The organism is Ovoidimarina sediminis (assembly GCF_032586175.1).
In the GTDB taxonomy this organism is placed as follows: Bacteria; Pseudomonadota; Alphaproteobacteria; order Rhodobacterales; family Rhodobacteraceae; genus Ovoidimarina; species Ovoidimarina sediminis.
This window is the reverse complement of sequence record NZ_JAWHTE010000025.1, coordinates 1-20,473: the sequence shown is the minus strand read 5'-3', so window position 1 is coordinate 20,473 and position 20,473 is coordinate 1. Positions and strand designations below refer to the sequence as shown.

Annotated in this window: 20 protein-coding genes; 5 read left to right on the top strand and 15 right to left on the bottom strand. The window is 63.5% G+C overall.

The window, feature by feature from the left end; translation table 11 throughout:
• Nucleotides 1-2 precede the first annotated feature (2 nt).
• Genes RXV90_RS21040 through RXV90_RS21030 form a run of 3 tightly spaced genes read right to left on the bottom strand, consistent with a single transcriptional unit; the run spans nucleotide 3 to nucleotide 1,529 of the window.
• A complete protein-coding gene (locus RXV90_RS21040; RefSeq protein WP_316651472.1) occupies nucleotides 3-614 on the bottom strand; it encodes an NADH-quinone oxidoreductase subunit C in 612 nt (203 codons plus the stop codon).
• A gap of 25 nt (nucleotides 615-639) precedes the next feature.
• Nucleotides 640-1,173, bottom strand: a complete 534-nt coding sequence (locus tag RXV90_RS21035; protein ID WP_316651470.1) for a NuoB/complex I 20 kDa subunit family protein — start codon at nucleotides 1,171-1,173, stop codon at nucleotides 640-642.
• Nucleotides 1,164-1,529, bottom strand: a complete 366-nt coding sequence (locus tag RXV90_RS21030) for an NADH-quinone oxidoreductase subunit A (protein WP_316651468.1) — start codon at nucleotides 1,527-1,529, stop codon at nucleotides 1,164-1,166. The genes RXV90_RS21035 and RXV90_RS21030 overlap by 10 nt, the downstream gene beginning before the upstream one ends.
• A gap of 257 nt (nucleotides 1,530-1,786) precedes the next feature.
• On the opposite strand from RXV90_RS21030, the gene RXV90_RS21025 reads away from it, so the two are divergent.
• Nucleotides 1,787-3,250, top strand: coding sequence for a sensor histidine kinase (locus tag RXV90_RS21025; protein WP_316651466.1), 1,464 nt, complete (start codon nucleotides 1,787-1,789; stop codon nucleotides 3,248-3,250).
• A 10-nt stretch (nucleotides 3,251-3,260) separates the two neighbouring features.
• On the opposite strand, the gene RXV90_RS21020 is transcribed toward RXV90_RS21025, so the two are convergent.
• From RXV90_RS21020 to RXV90_RS20970, 11 genes are all read right to left on the bottom strand, one after another.
• A complete protein-coding gene (locus RXV90_RS21020; protein WP_316651464.1) occupies nucleotides 3,261-3,866 on the bottom strand; it encodes a hypothetical protein in 606 nt (201 codons plus the stop codon).
• 102 nt (nucleotides 3,867-3,968) lie between these two features.
• Nucleotides 3,969-4,763, bottom strand: coding sequence for a crotonase/enoyl-CoA hydratase family protein (locus RXV90_RS21015; RefSeq protein WP_316651462.1), 795 nt, complete (start codon nucleotides 4,761-4,763; stop codon nucleotides 3,969-3,971).
• Between the two features lie 34 nt (nucleotides 4,764-4,797).
• Complete coding sequence (locus RXV90_RS21010) at nucleotides 4,798-5,652, bottom strand: hydroxymethylglutaryl-CoA lyase (protein WP_316651460.1); 855 nt, start codon at nucleotides 5,650-5,652, stop codon at nucleotides 4,798-4,800.
• Nucleotides 5,636-6,313, bottom strand: coding sequence for a glutathione S-transferase family protein (locus RXV90_RS21005; protein ID WP_316651458.1), 678 nt, complete (start codon nucleotides 6,311-6,313; stop codon nucleotides 5,636-5,638). The genes RXV90_RS21010 and RXV90_RS21005 overlap by 17 nt, the downstream gene beginning before the upstream one ends.
• Nucleotides 6,310-8,250 carry an acetyl/propionyl/methylcrotonyl-CoA carboxylase subunit alpha gene (locus tag RXV90_RS21000; protein ID WP_316651457.1) on the bottom strand — a complete coding sequence of 647 codons (1,941 nt, stop codon included), beginning with the start codon at nucleotides 8,248-8,250 and terminating at the stop codon, nucleotides 6,310-6,312. The genes RXV90_RS21005 and RXV90_RS21000 overlap by 4 nt, the downstream gene beginning before the upstream one ends.
• Before the next feature lie 90 nt (nucleotides 8,251-8,340).
• Nucleotides 8,341-8,703 (bottom strand): ASCH domain-containing protein, encoded by a 363-nt coding sequence (locus RXV90_RS20995; protein WP_316651455.1) that lies wholly within the window; start codon nucleotides 8,701-8,703, stop codon nucleotides 8,341-8,343.
• An 8-nt stretch (nucleotides 8,704-8,711) separates the two neighbouring features.
• Nucleotides 8,712-10,295 carry a carboxyl transferase domain-containing protein gene (locus tag RXV90_RS20990; RefSeq protein ID WP_316651579.1) on the bottom strand — a complete coding sequence of 528 codons (1,584 nt, stop codon included), beginning with the start codon at nucleotides 10,293-10,295 and terminating at the stop codon, nucleotides 8,712-8,714.
• A 20-nt stretch (nucleotides 10,296-10,315) separates the two neighbouring features.
• Nucleotides 10,316-11,116 (bottom strand): EcsC family protein, encoded by an 801-nt coding sequence (locus RXV90_RS20985; protein ID WP_316651452.1) that lies wholly within the window; start codon nucleotides 11,114-11,116, stop codon nucleotides 10,316-10,318.
• Nucleotides 11,117-11,120: 4 nt separating this feature from the next.
• Nucleotides 11,121-11,642, bottom strand: coding sequence for a lysozyme inhibitor LprI family protein (locus tag RXV90_RS20980; protein WP_316651450.1), 522 nt, complete (start codon nucleotides 11,640-11,642; stop codon nucleotides 11,121-11,123).
• 51 nt (nucleotides 11,643-11,693) lie between these two features.
• Complete coding sequence (locus RXV90_RS20975) at nucleotides 11,694-12,857, bottom strand: isovaleryl-CoA dehydrogenase (RefSeq protein ID WP_316651448.1); 1,164 nt, start codon at nucleotides 12,855-12,857, stop codon at nucleotides 11,694-11,696.
• 265 nt (nucleotides 12,858-13,122) lie between these two features.
• Complete coding sequence (locus RXV90_RS20970; protein WP_316651446.1) at nucleotides 13,123-14,334, bottom strand: DegT/DnrJ/EryC1/StrS family aminotransferase; 1,212 nt, start codon at nucleotides 14,332-14,334, stop codon at nucleotides 13,123-13,125.
• A 36-nt stretch (nucleotides 14,335-14,370) separates the two neighbouring features.
• Between RXV90_RS20970 and RXV90_RS20965 the strand changes: the two genes are divergently transcribed.
• A complete protein-coding gene (locus tag RXV90_RS20965; RefSeq protein ID WP_316651444.1) occupies nucleotides 14,371-15,771 on the top strand; it encodes an MmgE/PrpD family protein in 1,401 nt (466 codons plus the stop codon).
• Here RXV90_RS20965 and RXV90_RS20960 read toward each other — a convergent pair.
• Nucleotides 15,729-16,391, bottom strand: a complete 663-nt coding sequence (locus RXV90_RS20960) for an HAD-IA family hydrolase (protein ID WP_316651442.1) — start codon at nucleotides 16,389-16,391, stop codon at nucleotides 15,729-15,731. The two genes, RXV90_RS20965 and RXV90_RS20960, sit on opposite strands and share 43 nt — an antisense overlap.
• 125 nt (nucleotides 16,392-16,516) lie before the next feature.
• On the opposite strand from RXV90_RS20960, the gene glmU reads away from it, so the two are divergent.
• The 3 genes from glmU to RXV90_RS20945 are packed head-to-tail and all read left to right on the top strand — an operon-like array spanning nucleotide 16,517 to nucleotide 20,376.
• Nucleotides 16,517-17,881 carry a bifunctional UDP-N-acetylglucosamine diphosphorylase/glucosamine-1-phosphate N-acetyltransferase GlmU gene (gene glmU / locus RXV90_RS20955; RefSeq protein ID WP_316651440.1) on the top strand — a complete coding sequence of 455 codons (1,365 nt, stop codon included), beginning with the start codon at nucleotides 16,517-16,519 and terminating at the stop codon, nucleotides 17,879-17,881.
• Between the two features lie 3 nt (nucleotides 17,882-17,884).
• On the top strand, nucleotides 17,885-19,699 hold the full coding sequence (gene glmS, locus RXV90_RS20950) for a glutamine--fructose-6-phosphate transaminase (isomerizing) (RefSeq protein WP_316651439.1): 1,815 nt from the start codon (nucleotides 17,885-17,887) through the stop codon (nucleotides 19,697-19,699).
• Nucleotides 19,696-20,376, top strand: coding sequence for a DNA alkylation repair protein (locus tag RXV90_RS20945; protein ID WP_316651437.1), 681 nt, complete (start codon nucleotides 19,696-19,698; stop codon nucleotides 20,374-20,376). Before glmS ends, RXV90_RS20945 begins: the two co-directional genes overlap by 4 nt.
• Nucleotides 20,377-20,473 lie beyond the last annotated feature (97 nt).

The following is a 20,473-nucleotide window of genomic DNA, read 5'->3' as shown; positions in this document are numbered from 1 at the left end:
CCTCAGCCTGCCTTCTCATCGGTCTTTTCGTCGCCTGGAAGCACGTATTCGGCACCCTCCCACGGGCTCATGAAATCGAACTGCCGGTACTCCTGCACAAGGCTTACCGGCTCGTAGACCACGCGCTTCTGCGCCTCGTCGTACCGAACCTCGGTATATCCAGTTGTCGGGAAATCCTTGCGCAAGGGATGACCGCGAAACCCGTAATCGGTGAGGATCCGCCGCAGGTCGGGATGGCCGGTAAACAGGATCCCGAACATGTCGAACACTTCGCGCTCGAACCAATTCGCGGACGGGTGCACCTCGATGATCGATGGCAGCATGTCGTCTTCCCGCACCGCCACCTTCAGGCGAACCCGCTGGTTCTGGTACATCGACAGGAAGTGATAGACCACGTCGAACCGCGCCTCGCGCTCGGGATGATCGACGGCAGTGATATCGATCAGCGTCGAGAAACGGCAATTCCGGTCGCTTCTCAGGAAATCGACGAAGCTTGTAATCGAGGCCTGCGTCACCTCCATCGTCAGTTCGCCATGCGCCACGGTCCAGGACAGGACGCAATCGGGCCGTTTTGCCTCGATATGCGTGCCAAGTTCTTCAAGCGCCTCGGACATCGCCGGTCCCCTCGTCGTCAGATGGTTATCGCGTGATCGTCCCGGTGCGACGGATCTTCCGCTGAAGCTGCATGATGCCGTAGAGCAGCGCCTCCGCCGTCGGCGGGCAGCCCGGCACATATACATCGACGGGCACGATCCGGTCGCAGCCCCGAACCACCGAATAGCTGTAGTGGTAATAGCCCCCGCCATTGGCGCAGGAACCCATGGAAATGACGTAGCGCGGCTCAGGCATCTGGTCATAGACCTTGCGTAGCGCGGGGGCCATCTTGTTGGTCAGCGTCCCTGCCACGATCATCAGATCCGACTGGCGTGGCGAGGCGCGTGGCGCCGTACCGAACCGCTCCAGGTCATAGCGCGGCATTGACGTGTGCATCATCTCAACCGCGCAGCAGGCTAGCCCGAAAGTCATCCAGTGCAGCGATCCAGTGCGCGCCCAGTTGATGATGTCCTCGGTCGAAGTGACAAGAAACCCCTTGTCCTGAAGTTCCCGGTTCAGCTCTTGCGTCGCGACCTCCCGGTCTGCGCCGGCATCGTTGACGGTGGTGCTCATTCCCATTCAAGGGCCCCCTTCTTCCACTCGTAGGCAAAGCCCACGGTCAGAACCGTCAGGAAAATCATCATCGACCAGAATGCGAGGTCCGTCATTCCCCCAAAGGCCACCGCCCACGGAAACAGAAACGCGATTTCAAGGTCGAAGATGATGAAGAGGATCGACACGAGGTAGAACCGCACGTCGAACTTCATCCGCGCATCATCGAACGCGTTGAAACCGCATTCATAGGCCGAAACCTTCTCGGGGTCCGGGTCCCGCGGCGCGGCCACCGCAGCAGCAAGGATCAGGACCAGACCGAGGGCAATCGCTATCCCCAGAAAGATCAGGATCGGCAGGTATTCCCGCAAGAGCTCATCCATACGACCGGCTCCTTCCCCGAAGCGTCTAGCGCGCCTCGTTTTCGTTGGCTGTCATCTACCTACCTTTGGGCGTGTGGGGGGTCAATGCAGGTGCGGCAATCGCACCAGAATGGCCCCTGTGTCGGCCACTCCGGCCGGCACATCGAGGCTTCCCCAAAGTCATCGCGACAGGGCACCTGCACCGTGGTATAGCGATCGCCGTATCAGTGCGGTCCCACAGGGAATTCGCCTAAAACGCGGGTCGAATCGCCATCGAAATGCATGACATCTCCACACAGGGGGGCGCGACGGGTAGCGTGGCCGAGCTTCTCGGCCAAGCAGTGGAACAGTCGCCATCCGCGCTTTTGCTCTTCCGGCCCGATGAACGGCTGACACTTCTGTGGCGAAATCCAGCACATGCCCGCATGTCCGCATCCGAAGAGTTCGACATCACCGGCCAGGGGATGTTCGAGGCCTTCCCGCCCAGCGAAGACGCCGACGGCCGCGCCGCGATGCAGGCGATCCGCGACTCGGTCGTCAGGATCGTCAAAAGCGGAAAACCCGAACAAATCGGCCCCTACCGCTATGATCTGAGTACAGGCGACGGCCGCTTCGTAGAACATCACTGGCTGATCCGCATGTCCCCCGTCAGCGTGAACGGCGAGGTCGCGGCGATCCTGCAACTCGGCCAGGATGTCACCCAGTCCGTGCTTGATGCCCGCCTTGCCGACTCGCTGAAACGCGCCGCGAGTTCGACCGCCGCAGTTAGCTATTTCAGCTATGATCCCGAAACCGATCGGTTTGTCCGCAGCCCCGCAGTGGATGCGATGTTCGGGTTCGTAGAGGGAGAGGCAGGGGATTGCGCCGCGCCGTTCTTCGCACGCGTGTCCCCGGACGATCTGCCCGGTGTTCACGCCGAAGTGGAGCGGGTCTTCGGCGCGCCGCGCGGCGAGATTGCAGCCTTCGACTACCGCGTGGCGCACGCTGATGGCAGCGAACGCTTCATTCGCGTGCGGGCCGAGGTGGCCACCGACCCGGATGACCGCAGGGAAAAGCTTGTGGGTTCTTTCGTCGACATCACAGATGTCGAGATGAATCGCCGTGCACTCGAGCGCGAAGTCGCCTTCCGGGAGGCGCTGATCAAGGAAGCCAATCACCGGATAAAAAACAGCCTTGCGATCTCGCTCTCGATGCTGCGGATGGAGCGGCGGTCATTGGAAGACATCGGCGATGAGGCCTCTGCCGGGGCCGCAGACGCGCTTGCCGGGCTGGAAACACGGATCGGAGCGATTTCTAGGGCCCACGGTCTCATGCAGTTGGCCCCCGACGGCATCGACGTGTCTCTGCACGCGATGCTCACGCAACTCACACAGCAGACAATATCGGTCGCCGGCATGTCCGACGAAGATCTACACCTCGACATCGCGGGCGAAGACGTCCAACTCGACAGTGACCGGGCGACGAGCCTTGCCCTGATCCTGAACGAGCTTCTGACCAACTCCATGAAATATGGGCTGGACGAAAGCGGCAGGGCCGAGATCCGCATCAGCGCGAAAACCGAGGCCGACGCAGTGAACATCGCCGTCAGCAACATTATCGAAACCGATCAGCCGATTCAGCCCATCCCCTCGACACGGCTTGGCGCCACGCTGGTGGAGCAGGTGGCCTCCGATCTGGGGGCGGACGTCGAAGTCGACGCGGGCGAAACACATTACACGACACGCGTCTGGCTGCCGCTTTAGGCGCGAGGCACTAGCCGGACCACCCAAATTCTTCGCGAATATCTGCCGCGACGCCCGAAGCCGCCACTTGCTTCACCGTATGTCTCAGAAACTTCGCGGCCCGTGGGGGCAAATGTTCCAATGCCTGCTTCTCGGGCTGCGCTTGCACCGCCAGTAACAATGCCAGTGCGTGGGCGCGAGTTGGCTGGGTCATGTAGCCCTGCCACCCCATCACTTCCGCACCGGCCAGTTTCAGCACCCCAAGGCCGGATGTGATCACATGCAGATCCGTGGCCAGTTCCTCCGCCTCCGGGCCACCGGGCGGGTGGCTCGCTTGGCTATGCAGAACGTGATGCATCAATTCGTGCGCCAGCGTCGAGATCAGCGGCAGTGGACGTTTGACCAGTTCGGGATCATAGCGGATCACACCGCTGTTTCCATCCGATTGCCACGTGCCGGCCGTTGCCGACGACGCATTGTAATCCAGTCGACAATCGCCGGAGAGCAAATCGAGCGGAACAAGCGAAATCGACGCCCCTTGAAGGCCGAGATGCCGCTTCAGATCATCGAGCACGGCCTCCACGACCTCGTGGCTCTCCCCCTTCGGTGCGGAAAAGAACGCGGGCGTCGGCAGCAACAGTGGCGTATCCGGCCGCAGGATCCCTGTCTCGGCGGCCCCCAGAGACGTTTTCTTCGATCCAGCCCTGCAAGTCCTCCGAAACCGGGTAGCGGCCGAAGATCATTTGACTGGGGTTACCCAGGCCGCAGGGCGCTTTTCGAAAAAGGCCGCAACGCCTTCTCGTGCTTCTTCCGTCTCCCAGCGTGCCACAAGACGCCTGATCGTATCGTCGATTATCTCGGGGCTCACCCCACCACCACAGGCACGCGCCAGGGCCTTTGCTGCAGCAATCGCTCCGGGCGCACAGGCAAGATACGGCGCCACTTCCGCCTCCACCGCGGCGTCAAGATCTCCGCCTGCCACCGCCTTCGCGATCACACCCAGCGTCACGGCCTCTTCGGCATCGAACAGCCGAGACGACATGAACACGCGTCGCGCCATCGCTTCCCCCAGGCGGGCGATGACATGCGGTCCGATCGTCGCCGGAATGAGGCCCAGCTTCGTCTCGGTCAGCCCGAACCGTGCACCGGCAACCCCGATCGACACATCGCAGATGCAGGCCAGCCCGACGCCACCTCCGAACGCATTCCCATGCACCCGGCCGATCACCGGCTTCGGCAAACTGTTCAGGGCTTCGAGCATTTCCGCGAGCTTTCGCGCCTCGCGCCCCCGGTCCGCCGCGCTTGCATCCATCTGCGCCTGCATCCATCTCAGGTCGCCTCCGGCGCAGAAGCTCTTGCCCTCCCCTGCCAGCACCACGACCCGCACATCGGGATCCGAGCCAAGCCGGTCCGCCGCCCCGTGCAGGGCCGCGATCAATTCGGCATTGAGCGCGTTGTGCTTCTCGGCACGCGTCATCCAAAGCGTTGCCACCCCGCGCGCATCCGTTTCCACCCTGATCACGTCACCTGGCATTCAGGCCTCCGCCGATTTTCTCGCGGGCTTTGCATCATTCGCTCCGTATGTTTCGCGCCATGCCGGCTGCACGGGACACAATCTCGGGATTGAGCCCCGTCTCCCAGCCTCGCGCATCGAGCCAGCCAAGCACCACTTCCGTCGCCACATTCCCTGCCGCGCCGGGTGCGTATGGACACCCGCCCAGTCCGCCCACGGCCGCATCGAAAACCCTGAGCCCGTGTTCCAGAGACACCTCGATATTGTCGAGCGCCCGCCCGCCGGTATCGTGGTAATGGCCGGCGAGCCGTTCGGCTGGCACAATCTCGCGAACGGCTTCGAGCATCGCCGAAATCGTCTCAGGCACGCCGCGTCCAATCGTATCACCCAGCGAAATCTCGTAGCAGCCCATTCTGTCGAGGGCTTCGACAACGCGGGCGACGTCGTCGGGGTCTATAGGCCCGTCAAACGGACAATCCGTGACGCATGAGACATATCCGCGAACGGGCAGATTCCGAACATCCGCAGCCTCGCAGACCGGCAAGAACCGCTCCAGGCTTTCAGAAATCGAACAATTGAGGTTCGCGCGGCTGAATCCCTCGCTCGCGCTCGCGAATATCGCAATCTCGTCGGCGCCAGCCTCGATCGCGCGCTCGAACCCGCGCATGTTCGGGGTGAGTGCGGCATAGCTCACGCCGTCCGCCCGTCGGATTCCGGCGAGAACCTCGGCCCCGTCCGCCATCTGAGGAACCCATTTCGGAGACACGAAACTCGCAACCTCGATCCGACGGAACCCGGCCCCGCTCAGGCAATCGATCAGCGAGATCTTTTCTGCAGACGGGATCATTCGTGCTTCGTTCTGAAGCCCGTCCCGCGGACCGACCTCGAAGATCTCAACCGCGCGGGTCATCCCACGCCTCGTAGAAATCGCGCCTGTAGAGCCGTTCTGCATCCTCCGGTGGAAGGGATGCTTGAAAACCGGGACGCTCTGTAATCCGTTCGAACCACGCCGCCGCTTCGGGGAAGTCATCGAGTTTGTAGAAATGCCGCGCCATGTAAACGGCCTGTCCCACTGCCACGTCGGCCGCCGAAAACCCGCTCGTCAGCAGGTAGTCGCGGTTCTCAACCGGCGTCGACAGCCGACCTTCGATCGCCGCCAGACACTTGCCCACCCGCGCAGCCTCAAGCTTCATCACGATCGGGCTTCGCATATGGTCTTCGTACAGCGCTACGTGCTGTTGGGTCAGCGCAGCGGTATGCTGGCTCAACGTCTCGGCAAAATGCACCCAGACCAACCAGTCCTGCCGGTCAGGATCCCCGGTTTCACGGCCCAGTCCCGCCTCGGGGAAGCGTTCGCACAAGATTTCGATCATCGCGCCCGATTCCCAGATCACGTCGCCGTCCATTTCAAGCGCAGGCACACGGCCAACGGGATGAAGCGAAAGATAGGCGTCGGATCTCAGCGTCTTGTCGAAGGGATGCACGACCACCTCGAACGGGCAGCCGATCTCGTGAAGAAGCCAGAGCACCCGCATTGATCGGGTCTGGTGGGCATGGTGAAGCCGTATCATGTCTCAGTCTCCAACCGGATCAGGGCCGCGCCCGCCTCGACCTGCGCGCCAGGGTTCACAAGCACCTCGGCCACCACCCCGTCACGCGCCGCCGTCAAGGCATGCTCCATTTTCATCGCCTCGAGCACGGCAAGCCGCATGCCCTTTTCCACTGCCGCACCCGGCTCTGCGAAGACCGCCTTCACCTGGCCGGGCATCGGCGCCTCTATCACATCTCCCGACATCCCCGCGGCCCCGCCGCGGGCCAGGGGATCTGGGATCTGGAAGTGATAGTTGTTGCCCCAGAAGACGCTGACATTGCCGCCATTACATACGATAGACGCGGGCACCGGCACACCGTCCACGGCCCAGCGGCCGCCCTGCCAGTCAAACCGATGCGTCGTATCGGAGATTTCGGCCTCGCGCGCAGTGCCCGAAAGGCATCGGACCCTCACGGTGCGTTCCGTCTCACCCGAGGCGATGCGCGTCTCCCGCCACTGTGGAGCCCAAAGGCTGAAACCTTCCAGTGCATCGCCTGGCGCACTCAGCCCAAGCGCACCGAGCGCCGCGAGAGACCAGCTTCGCGTGCAGGGCTGGGGTGGATCAGCCAATGCATCAAGGTCACGCGCGATCAGCCCGGTATCCACATCGCCCGCTGCGAACCCTTGGTGCAACGCCAGCTTCCGCAGGAACGCTAGGTTTGTCACCGATCCGGCAACTTCCGTCCCCGCCAATGCCCGCTCCAATGCACGCAAGGCGACGGATCGCGTAGCCCCGTGCACGATGATCTTCGCGATCATCGGGTCGTACCACGGGCTGATGGCATCACCCGCACGCACACCGCTATCGGCGCGTACACCGTACGGAAACGCCAGATGCCAAAGCCGGCCCGTCGCTGGCAGGAACCCGGCCGGCACATCCTCGGCATAGAGCCGCGCCTCGAAGGCATGGCCCGAAATGGACAGATCCTCCTGACCCGCTGGCAGAGCCTCACCAGCAGCAACCCGCAACTGCCATTCCACGAGATCGACGCCGGTGATCGCCTCGGTGACAGGGTGCTCGACCTGAAGCCGTGTGTTCATTTCCATGAACCAGAACCCGTCGGGGCGAAGGCCATGGGCGCCGTCCACGATGAACTCGACCGTACCTGCGCCCCGGTACCCGATCGCCTCTGCCGCCCGCACTGCAGCTTCGCCCATGGCGGCACGCATTTCGGCAGTCATTCCAGGCGCCGGCGCCTCCTCGATCACCTTCTGATGACGCCGTTGCAGGGAACAATCGCGTTCGAAGAGATGCACCGCACGGGTGCCGTCGCCGAAGACCTGAACCTCGATATGCCGCGGTTTTTCAACGTATTTCTCGATCAGCACGGCATCATTCCCGAATGCGCCCGCGGCCTCGCGGCGCGCACTCTCAAGCGCATCCGCGAACCCGGCCGGATCGTCGACGCGGCGCATGCCCTTGCCGCCGCCGCCCGCCACGGCCTTGATCAGCACCGGATAGCCGATCTGCGCGGCAGCACCGGCCAGGTATTCGGGATCCTGCTCCGCCCCGTGATATCCCGGCACCACGGGGACGCCCGCCTGCTCCATCAGTGCCTTTGCAGCATCCTTAAGCCCCATTGCCCGGATCCCCGTGGCAGACGGGCCGATGAAGGTAAGCCCAGCGGCCTCGACGGCCTCCACGAAATCGGGATTCTCCGACAGGAAGCCATAGCCGGGATGGATAGCTTCGGCACCGGCCTGGTTGGCAGCGCGTATAATGGCGTCACCGCGCAAGTAGCTATCCGATGGTTGCGGCCCGCCGATATGCACGGCCGTATCCGCCATCTCCACATGAAGCGCCGCACGGTCGGCATCAGAAAAGACGGCCACCGTCCCCACCCCCATCCGGCGGCAGGTCTTGATCACGCGGCAGGCAATCTCTCCCCGGTTCGCAATCAGGATCCGTTTGAACATCAGAACGTTTTCGCTCCCACATCGCGACTATGCATTCGCGAATTCCTCGACCATCCGGAACCGCTCACAGATAAGTTCCATGTCGTCCGATCATCCCCCGTTCCGTTCGAAATACATGCGGTGATCGCGGCTCCAGCCGTCCAGGCTGTCATTCTCCCCTTCGGCCAGCGCGAAGGCTTCCTCGACCTCCGAAAACCGGCAGATCCTGACTACCAGTGTCTCGATCGCCAAGGCGGGCGAGCCGCCCCATTCCAGCGCGATGTCGCGCCGGCCCACGACGGGTATCGGCTCCCCACCCTCGCCGAAATCCCGCAACGCTCCGCAGGTCGCGGTCTTCTTCCCGGAGTGGACAAGACTCAAAAGCCAGTCGCTTAGTCTTTCGCTCTCTCCGAAGGTGAAGGTCGCAGAACCCGGGTATCTTTGCTGAACGTCCGAAAGCTGTGCCATCGTCATCGCCACTCCTACATCCGGAACACGCCGAACCGGGTCTCCCCGATTCCGGCATTCAGCGCCGCACGCAGGCTCAGGAACAGCACCTCGCGGCTTTTTCTCGGATCGATCACGCCGTCATCCCAAAGCCGCGCTGATGCGTAAAGGGGATGTGACTGACGTTCGAACTGTTCGATCGTGGGCCGTTTGAACGCCTCTTCCTCCTCGGCGCTCCAGTCGCCGCCCGACCGCTCGATCGCGTCACGCTTCACCGTCGCCAGAACCCCTGCAGCCTGCGGGCCGCCCATAACCGAGATCCGGCTGTTCGGCCACGTCCAGAGGAACCGCGGTTGATACGCCCGCCCCGCCATACCGTAATTCCCCGCGCCGAAAGAGCCTCCCACGATCATCGTCACTTTTGGCACAGCCGTGGTCGCGACAGCCGTAACCATCTTCGCACCGTGCCGCGCGATTCCTTCGTTCTCGTACTTTCGGCCCACCATGAAGCCGGTGATGTTCTGCAGGAAAATCAATGGAATACGCCGCTGAGAACAAAGCTCGACGAAATGCGCACCCTTCTGCGCGCTTTCGGAAAACAGAACCCCGTTATTCGCGATGATACCCACCGGGCAGCCCATGACGTGGGCGAACCCGCAAACGAGCGTCTCACCAAACCGCGCCTTAAATTCGTCGAAGCGTGAGCCGTCAACAAGGCGCGCAATCACCTCGCGAATGTCGTAGGGTGTGCGGAGGTCGGCCGGAACGACGGAGAGAAGCTCATCCGGGTCGTAGGCGGGTGGTTCTGGCATCTGCCACTCAACGCTCCGCGGTATGGTACGATTCAGCCCGGCCACCGCCTGCCGCGCGAGCGCCAGCGCATGGGCGTCGTCCTCGGCCAGGTAATCCGCGACGCCCGAGAGACGCGTATGCACATCTCCGCCGCCCAGTTCCTCGGCACTCACCACCTCGCCTGTCGCCGCCTTTACCAGTGGTGGCCCGGCGAGGAAGATCGTTCCCTGTTCCTTCACGATTATGGTCACGTCCGACATCGCCGGCACATAGGCACCGCCCGCAGTGCAGGAGCCCATGACCGCCGCGATCTGCGGAATGCCCTTCGCGCTCATCCGCGCCTGATTAAAGAAGATCCGCCCGAAATGATCGCGGTCGGGAAACACCTCGTCCTGGTTCGGCAGGTTCGCGCCGCCCGAGTCGACGAGGTAGACGCAGGGCAGATGGCATTCCTCGGCGATCTCCTGCGCGCGAAGATGCTTCTTGACGGTCATGGGATAGTAGGTGCCGCCCTTCACTGTGGCATCGTTCGCCAGAATCATCACATCCCGGCCGGCAACCCGGCCCACCCCGGCAATCGCACCGGCCGCGGGCGCATCTCCCCCGTACATTCCATGCGCCGCCGTTGCCCCGACCTCCAGGAAAGGCGCACCGGGATCGAGAAGGTTCGCCACCCGGTCCCGGGGCAGCATCTTTCCGCGGGACACATGGCGTTCCCGCGCCCGCGCACCGCCGCCTGCTGCGGCAAGCGCGGCTGCCTCCTCAACAACCTTCAGCGCCTCGAGATGCGCCGCCCGGTTCGACCGGGCCTCGTCCGATCCGGCCATGAATTGCGAGACGATCCGGCTCAAGAGTCCCCCTCCCGATGCTTAACAATCTCACCCCGAACGATACCCTCGTTCACTGTCAGCCATCGTTCGCGATAGGCGTGCCGCGAAGCCTGGGCCACGTCGTTCTGAAAGGCTGCGTTCACCCCTGCCCCGATCGCCGCGCCGACCAGCGGGGCAAGCTGCGCGACCTTTCTGGTCGAGAGGTTCACGCCGAGCACCCGCGCCACGCGGTGCGCCGTCGCCTGTGCGCCGGCGGTCTGCCCGGTCAGCTTGACGATCCGGCCCCATGTCTCGGTCGGAAGCTGGCTTCTGTCTTCCGCAAGCCGCTGCAGGGCCGTCTGTTTCTCCTCCACCGAATTCGCACCGGCGAGTTGAAGGATATCGAGTATGAACACCCGTTCCTCAACGCCATCACCCCCAAAACCGTAACAAAGGCCCGTCAGCCGCGCGGTGCGAAGAGCGAGGGTGATCGTCGCGGGCACATCGACGGCAAGCCCGATCGCCCCGAACGCACCGGCGGCGCCACCCCCCGTCACGGCATAGCCCAGGGCCCAGCGCCGAATTTCGGCGGCAGCATCCTCGCAAGCCTGAAGATCGCTGAAATCATGGGTGATCGCCGCCCTGCGGATCGAGGCGCTTGCCGCCCAGTCCGCGCCTCGCAGCACCGCTTCGATCGCCTCCGCAGGGATCAGCCTGCTTGTCAGCATCGACACGGGCTTGGCCACCATGCGGATCGCTCGCGGCAGGGCCGAAGGCGGCGCGCTCCGGTAGGCGTCCTGCTCTGCAAGCAGGCGATCGATCAGGGCCTCGTCGGTCATCGCATCACCGCTCCTCGAACTCGGCCAGCCTTGCTTCAAGCCGCAAGGCCTGCCGCCCGGTTTCCTGCATCAGGCACGCCGCCGTGGCTGGGCCCTGCCCGGTGCCGCCGCCCCACTGTGCCCGCTCATAATGGCAGGCCGCATCCCGAAACGGGATCCAGGCCCTTTGCATCTCACGAAGCGGTGCCACGGTCGGCGGCACGGTGGCCCCGATCCGGCGCATCTCCTCTTCCGCAGCCGCCTCCCGAACCAGCAGTGCCTGATAGGCGGCGTTGAGCCGCGCGTCCCAGACCTGCCGTTCGGCATCAAAGCAAAAGCCCATGCCTACGGTTGTGTAGCCATCCGGTGTGTCTATGCAGACATCTGCTGCGCGCCCGATGCACTCTTCACTACCCCCAGCATCAAGGCACGCAAGCGTCGGCTCCTGCGAAAAGGTCAGATCCTGCGCATTGGCCGGAATTGCCATAAAGGCGAACGCTGCAAGAAAAAGCGCGATGCGAAGCGGAAAGCGCACCGGTCGTCTCATGCCTGCCATATGGATATTCGGCGCCATTGCGTGGCCTTTCTCGCCCCAGGCTCAGCCCATGGTGGACATGAGCTCCCGCCCGATCAACATCCGCCGGATCTCGCTTGTTCCGGCGCCGATCTCCATCAGCTTGGCGTCGCGGAACATGCGTGCCACCGGCGCATCGGCAAGAAAACCCGCACCACCCATCGCCTGAACAGCCTGATGCGCCACCTTCATGCCCTCTTCAGAGGCATAAAGGACGCAGGCTGCCGCATCCTGCCGCGTCACCTCACCCCTGTCGCAAGCCTTTGCCACTTCGTAGGCATAAGCGCGTGCCGTACCGAGCGCGGTGTACATATCCGCGATTTTCCCCTGCATGAGCTGAAAATCCCCGATCGGTTTACCGAACTGCTTGCGCTCGCGCATGTACGGCATCACCTCATCGAGGCAGCCCGCCATGATCCCGATGTTTACCCCAGACAGAACGACCCGCTCGTAATCGAGCCCGGACATCAGCACCGCAACGCCCCGGCCCTCTTCGCCCAGAACGTTTTCGAACGGCACTTCGACATCCTCGAAAACAAGCTCACCGGTGTTCGAGCCGCGCATCCCCATCTTGTCGAAATGCGGTGACGTCGAAAATCCCGCCATATCCTTTTCGATCAGGAAGGCGGTGATACCCTTCGATCCGGCCTCTGGGTCGGTCTTGGCGTAGACGACCAGAGTGTCGGCATCCGGCCCGTTCGTGATCCAGTATTTCGTCCCGTTCAGCCGGTAGTGATCGTTCCGCTTCTCGGCGCGAAGCTTCATGCCGACGACGTCGGATCCCGCGCCCGCTTCTGACATCGCCAGCGCGCCCACATGCTCTCCGGAGACAAGCTTTGGCAGGTATCTCGATTTCTGCGCCTCCGTACCATTGAGGCGGATCTGGTTCACGCAGAGGTTGGAATGGGCCCCGTAACTCAGGCCAATCGAGGCGGAGACACGCGAAATCTCTTCCACCGCGACCGTATGAGCAAGGTAGCCCATGCCGGCACCGCCATATTCCTCCTCAACCGTTATGCCCAGAAGGCCAAGCTCTCCCATCTCGCTCCAAAGCTCCGATGGAAAGACGTTCGACCGGTCAACCTCACCCGCAATCGGCTTGACCCGCTCCTGCGCCCAGCGATGCACCATGTCGCGCAGCGCTTCGATATCCTCGCCCAGATCGAAGCGCATGGTCGCGGTGAACATCGGTTGCCTCCCGAATTACTGAACGTTCGTTCAGTTAATAGTGCAAAACCGGCACGCCGGTCAATCTCTGCATGCCCGGATGTCCGCGGCAGTGCAGGTAGAATAGCGCAATTCTGAAAGGTGAAACCCCCGAGCCGCGCCGGGCCTCTCGGGCCGTTTGCGCCTCGGGGGGCTGCTCGCCGGTTCGCCCTGGTGTCGGGACGACCCCTGCATCGTTCGGTTGCGCGCAGTCCTGACAGGCCTCGGCCCGAACGCCAATAGGGGATTACTCTGCAGCAGGCCGGGCGGCGGATCCCCGCCGAGCCTCGTCCGAAATGATCCGTGCAATCAGCGCACAGTCGTCGAGGCTGAAGGTCAGAGGAATGCGCATGTCGAGAAGTCCCGCCAGAACCCTGTCCGTCTCCGGCAAACGCTCAGGCTCGGCATAACGCCAATCCGCATAAGTGGAAGTGAAACCCTGCGGTTCCGCCGCTCCGAACCACTTCAACTCTACCCCACGCGCTTTGCACCGCTCGACAAAGGCCGCAACATCCGGCGCCGGCCAGTCGGGCAGCCGAAACTGGATCGACGAGCCGACGAAAGCCTCCTTTTCCGGCCGCTCGATCACCCGAAGGCCCGGCAGATTGCGCAATCCGGCCTCAACTGCGCGATACCGCTCGGTCCATGCCACGCAATCCGTGTCGAGGTGCTTCAATTGCTCCCGCAGCACCGCAGCACGCAGGTTGTCCATCCGGCTCGACATGTTCGGTACGTCGCGCTTCAGCCGTTCGAACACCTCTCCCGGCGGGATCGCACCATGCCTCTCTGGAAACATGTAGGACCCGGAAAGAAAAACCGCCCGCGCCGCGATCTCTTCATCATCGGTGACAAGAAACCCGCCCTCGCCGGAGTTCATATGCTTGTAGGTCTGGGTTGAATAGCAGGCCACGGCCCCGTGCCGCCCGGAAAGCGTGCCGTCCCACCGCGCACCCATCGTGTGCGCACAGTCCTCGATCACGGTAAGTTCGTGGGCGTGCACGACCTCCATAAGCCTGTCCATATCGCAGATATGACCCCGCATGTGGCTGAGAAGCAGTACCCGCGCGCCGCTCGCGTCTGCCTTCGCAGCAAGATCTTCGAGGTCGATCGTCAGATCTTCCGTCACTCCGACGAAGACGGGCCTTGCCCCGACACCGGCAATCGCCCCTGGCACAGGAGCGAGGGTAAAGGCGTTCGACAACACGGCATCGCCTGGTGCGACGCCGGTTGCACGAAGCGCCATCGCCATCGCCGCCCCACCCGATGTGACGGCTACGCAGTATTTCGCCCCCATATAGGCGGCGAATTCGGCCTCGAGCGCGGCAGCCTCCGCCACCTCTCCAGGCAAGCTGTTGTAGCGGTGCAGCCGCCCGGAGCGCATCACCCGCACAGCGGCCTCTATCGCCGCGTCGCTCAGCGGAAGTTGCTGGGTAAAACTGCCTTCGAACATCTCTTCCATGGGCCGCGATCCTGTCGTGGGTGACAGGCGGCGTCAATGTCGCTTGCGACAGGTGCAGATGTCGGGTTTGGCGTGGCCGTTAAAGGCCGGAACGCGCAGGCTCAGGTCATGACACCCATCGAGGCAATTCATGATCTGAGCTGGTCCGACCTGCCAGAGAACGTGCGCACACAGGCGAAACGCTGCCTGCTCGATCTGCTGGGCGTCGGTGCGGCCGGCGCTGGCACCGAATTATCGCGCATCATCCGCGCCCACGCTGCGGCCCAGTTCGGCGGCCAGGGCCCCATTGCCTTTGACAGTCGCCGCGCATCGCCCGCCGGCGCGGCACTTGCGCTCGGCATGACGATCGATGCAGTCGACGGCCACGACGGCTACAACCCCGCTAAGGGACATATCGGTTGCGGGCTCGTGCCGGCTGCCTGGGCCATCGCCACGGATCTGGCGCAAGACGATGGTCGGGAATTTCTGACCACTCTCGTTCTGGGCTACGAACTCGGCGCGCGCCTCGCCGTGACGCTTCACGCCACAGCAGGCGATTATCACACCTCGGGCGCTTGGGTTGCCCCGGCCGCCGCCGCAGCCGGCGCACGCCTCATGAGGCTCTCCCAAAACGCCACGGCCCACGCGGTGGGGATCGCAGAATACCACGGCCCCCGCAGCCAGATGATGCGCTGCATCGATCATCCCACAATGGTGAAGGACGGCTCGGGCTGGGGCGCGATGGCCGGCGTCTCCGCCGCATACCTCGCGCGCGACGGTTTCACCGGGGCCCCGGCCCTTACGTTCGAGGGCCCAGCATGGGCCGATCTTGGCCAGCGCTGGCTGATCCTCGAACAATACTTCAAACCCTACCCGGTCTGCCGCTGGGCTCAGCCCCCGGTCGAAGCGGCACTTTCGCTTTTGCGCGACCACAAGCTCCGACCATCCGAAATCACGGCACTCCATGTAGAGACATTTCACGAATCCACTCGTCTTGCGGTCTCGCACCCCCGAAATACAGAAGAGGCGCAGTATTCCACGTCTTTCCCGGTGGCTGTCGCGCTCGCCCGCGGCCGGATTACGCCGGAAGACCTGCAAGGCGAGGCTTTGACCGACCCCGAAATCCTCCGCCTGTCGGCTGCCTTGGAGATGACGGAGCATGACCACGCCAACCGGAATTTCCCGTCAGGCCGCTTCGCGCGTGTGACTTTGACGCTTGCAGACGGGCGCAAGGTTTCAAGCGATTGGCACTCGCCGAAATGGGATGCCGCGGCCCCGCCAAGTGACGCCGAACTGACCGAGAAATTTCATGCGATGGCGACGCCCAGTCTCGGCCCGGACGGCGCAAACCGGCTGTTCACAGCGATCCACGATGTCGACAGCGCGGGCCTCCGCCCCCTGACCGAAGCGCTTGCTCAGCCGATCATCTCGGAGACGACACGCGGCAGCGCGGCATAGTCCGGCAACAACCCCTCGGGCGAAAGATCCGCCACACCGTTTCCGTCCGGCCCGAATGTCACGAGCGCGCAGGGCACGCCCGCAGCCCGCGCGGTTTCGCGATCGGTTTCCGTATCGCCGATCAGGCAGGACCTTCGCGGATCTCCGCCGGCGCGCGTTACCGCTGCGAGGTAGGGTGCCGGATCAGGTTTCCGGACGCTCAGAGTATCGGCCCCGACAAGAGAGGCGAACATCTCCCGTGCACCGAGCCGCGTCATCAGAAGCTCGGCCAGTCCCTCGGGCTTGTTCGTACAGATGCCGACGGCATAGCCCCGAAGCCGCAACGTTTCGATCGCGTCGAGCGCTCCGGGATAGAACCGCGTTTCGACATCGATCGCGTCCCGGTAGAACTCTATGAACGGCTGAAACTCGGCATCGACAAGCGCCTCGTCGTTCAGACCCACCCGCGAAAATCCAAGCCGTAGCATCGCGCGCCCACCGCGGAATGCGGTTCCGGCATCGGAGATCGGATCCAGAAGGTCGCCATGTCCCAGACGCCGGAAACAGGCATTCGCCGCACGGATCAGATCGCCACTGGTATCGGCAAGCGTGCCATCGAGATCGAAAATTACCGTGCGCATATCCATCCCACGCTGCTCTCACTACACTTTCGCTGTAACCTAGCGACACCTTAAGTGATTGGCGCCTCCCTTGCGGCACGGCCCGCTTGCCGTAAAACGAGCACGAAGAAAAGGAAAGAGCAGTGATGCCGGCACATTTGATCCTTCTGGCCGCGGGCCAGGGCACACGCATGCAGTCGGACCTTCCCAAGATCCTGCACGAGGTGGGGGGTCTGCCGCTGTTCGTTCACGCCCTCCGCTCAGCCGCACCGCTCGAGCCCGACACCCAGGTGCTTGTGGTCGGCCACGGCGGCGAGCATGTTGCGAAGGTTGCCGAAGACTTTGGCGAAGACGTCGCCGTCGCGGTTCAGGAAGAACAGCTTGGCACCGGTCACGCGGTGCTGACGGCGCGGGACGCGCTGTCGGGCAAGGCAGGCGACGCCGTGGTGCTTTACGGCGACACACCCTTTATCCGTGGCGAAACGCTCGAACGGATGCGAGCCGCGCGCAATGAGGGCGCTGATATCGTAGTGCTCGGTTTCGAGGCGGCGGATCCGGGGCGCTACGGGAGGCTTGTCCTCGATGGCGACACTCTGAATGCCATTGTCGAATGGAAGGATGCCTCGAACGAACAGCGCGCGATCCGGACCTGCAATTCCGGGATCGTGATGGCCGACGCCACGCTTCTCTTCGACTTGCTGAATGACGTCACCAACGATAACGCGCAGGGCGAGTACTATCTCACCGATGTCCCCGCCCTCGCTCGCGCCAGAGGCCTTGTTGCAAGGGCCGTGATCTGCGACGAGGCGGAAACCCTGGGGGTCAATTCGCGTGCTGATCTCGCCGCTGCGGAAGCTGCCTTCCAGGCCCGCATGCGTGCCGAAGCGCTCGATGCTGGCGTCACCCTCACCGCTCCGGACACCGTATTCTTCAGCCATGATACGGTGATCGGGCGCGACGCGCTCATCGAACCCAACGTGGTTTTCGGCCCCGGCGTGACTGTTGAGACCGGGGCACGCATCCGCGCCTTCAGCCATCTCGAAGGCTGCCATGTGGGCCGTGGCGCCATTGTCGGCCCCTATGCCCGCCTGCGCCCCGGCGCGGAGCTTGGCAACGACGTCCACATAGGAAACTTCGTCGAGATCAAGAATGCCGGGATCGGCGAGGGCGCGAAGGTCAATCACCTTAGCTACGTGGGCGACGCCAGCATCGGCGAAAAGACGAACATCGGGGCCGGCACCATTACCTGCAACTATGATGGCGTCTTCAAGCACCGCACAACAATCGGCGCCCGTGCCTTCATCGGATCGGATACGATGCTCGTCGCGCCTGTAACCGTGGGTGACGAGGCGATGACCGCCTGCGGCTCCGTCATCACGCAGGATGTACCTGCCGGCGCACTCGCGCTTGCCCGGGGCAAGCAGGAAAACAAGCCGGGCTTCGCCACCCGGCTGATGGGCAGACTAAGGGCTGCGAAAGCGGCACAGCAGACGAAACAATACAAGGGTTAGGCCATGTGTGGCATTGTCGGCATCCTGAGCGATCACGAGGCGGCCCCCGCGCTCCTCGACGCACTGAAACGTCTTGAATACCGTGGCTATGACAGCGCGGGCGTCGCCACCATCGACGCGGGCCGGCTCGACAGGCGCCGCGCCATGGGCAAGCTGGTCAACCTAGCCGACCTTCTGGTGCACGAGCCGCTCGCAGGCAAAAGCGGCATCGGCCACACCCGCTGGGCCACGCATGGCGCGCCTTCGATCAAGAACGCACACCCCCACAAGGCCGGCCCCGTTGCCGTCGTGCATAACGGGATCATCGAGAATTTCCGGGAGTTGCGGGCGGACCTCTCCGAAAAGGGCTACGAGACGGAGACCGACACCGACACCGAAACCGTCGCCCTTCTCGCCCAGCATTATCTCGATCAGGGCCTTGCGCCCCGCGACGCTGCCGAACAGACGATCGCACGGCTGGAAGGCGCGTTCGCACTCGCCTTTCTCTTCGAAGGCGAAGACGATCTGATCATTGGCGCCCGGCGCGGATCGCCCCTCGCCATCGGCCATGGCGAAGGCGAGATGTTCCTTGGCTCGGATGCCATCGCACTGTCGGGCTTCACGGACCGCGTAACCTATCTCGAAGAAGGCGACCGCGTTGTCCTCACTCGCCAGGGCGCCGACATCATCGATGCCGAGGGCCGGCGCGCCAACCGCCCCGTCAAACGCATCCAGATCGACACCCGCGCAATTGAGAAGGGGGGCCACCGCCACTTCATGGCCAAGGAGATCGCCGAACAACCCACCGTCATGGCCGATGCGCTTCAGCATTATGTCGGTGAAGACGGCAGCCTCAGACTGCCCCGTGACCTCGATTTCTCCCGGTTCGACCGGATCGTCATGGTCGCCTGCGGCACGGCCTACTACGCCTGCCTCACCGCGCGCTACTGGTTCGAAAGCGTGGCCCGCCTGCCGGTAGACATCGACGTGGCCTCCGAGTTCCGCTACCGCGAACCGCCCATCGGCGCCAATACGCTGGCGATCTTCGTCAGCCAGTCCGGCGAAACCGCCGACACACTCGCGGCGCTCCGTTATTGCGAGGCGAAGGCGATGACACTCGCCGTCGTCAATGTCACCGAAAGCTCGATCGCGCGCGAGGCCGACCTCGCGCTTCCGATCCTCGCGGGCACCGAGATCGGCGTGGCATCGACCAAGGCCTTCACCTGCCAGCTTACCGTCCTCGCGCTCCTCGCCCTCAAGGCCGCAAGCGACCGGAACGAAATCAGTGCACAGGATATAGACCAGAGCGTCACGTCGTTACGTACTCTGCCCGGTCTCATCTCCCAGGCACTTGGCGCGGACGGCGCGATCGCCGCAGTCTCGCAAGAGCTTTCAAAGGCGCGCGACATCCTCTTCCTCGGACGTGGCGCGATGTATCCGCTGGCTATGGAAGGCGCACTGAAGCTCAAGGAAATCAGCTACATCCACGCCGAAGGCTATGCGTCGGGAGAGCTCAAGCACGGCCCCATCGCCCTGATCGACCCTGCTGTTCCGGTGATCGTCATGGCCCCTCGCGATGCGCTCTTCGACAAGACCGTTTCGAACATGCAGGAGGTGATGGCCCGTGGTGGCAAGGTGCTTCTCATCACCGATTCCGCCGGGGCAGTGACCGCGGGCGAAGGCACATGGCAGGTGCTTCAGATGCCGTCGGTGGAGACGCTTTTTGCCCCGATCCTCTACGCGATTCCCGCGCAGCTTCTTGCCTACCACACGGCGGTCGCAAAGGGCACGGATGTGGATCAGCCGCGGAACCTCGCGAAATCGGTGACTGTGGAGTGACGCCCGAGGCCGCTCTGGCAGAGATCGCGGCCCGCGCCATCCCCGGTAAAGCCGCCGAAATGGCGGCCTACCACAAGGCAGGTCGCCCCTATCTCGGCACCGCCAATCCCGATATCGACGCCCTCGCCAAGGCGTGGCGGCAAGAGCTTGGGCTGGACGATCGCCTCGCTCTCGCCTCCGGGCTTTGGCACAGTAACGTGCACGAAGGCCGCGTTGCCGCAGCGAAACTCCTCACCCAGGCACGCATCCGCCCCGACGACAGCGCGGCCTGGGCCCTCATCGCGTCGTGGGTTCCGGAATTTGACGCCTGGGCCCTAGCCGATCACGCCGCGATTGCGGGACAGAAGCGCCTTGTCTGGGTTCCGGCCAGACTCGACCAGGTCGAAAGCTGGACGATGTCGGATCATATTTGGACGCGCCGCGCCGCCCTCGTGATGACACTGCCCTGGACGAAACAGCGCGACCCGAAACCTGCCGAACGCGAGGCACGCGAACGCATCCTCGGCTGGGCCGCTGGCTATGTCGAAGACACCGAATGGTTCATCCAGAAAGCCGTCGCGTGGTGGCTCCGCGAACTGTCGAAGCGTGATCCGCAGCCGGTGCGCGTCTTTCTCGAAACCTACGGCGACCGCATGAAACCCTTCGCCAGAAAGGAGGCGGCCCGCCAGCTTCCGTGACGCGAAAGTCTGCGTGACGCCCTAAAGCATCCGGCCTTTAACCTGAGACATATCCGGCAGCCCTGAAGTAGTTCCAACACTCTTCGGGTGAGTATAG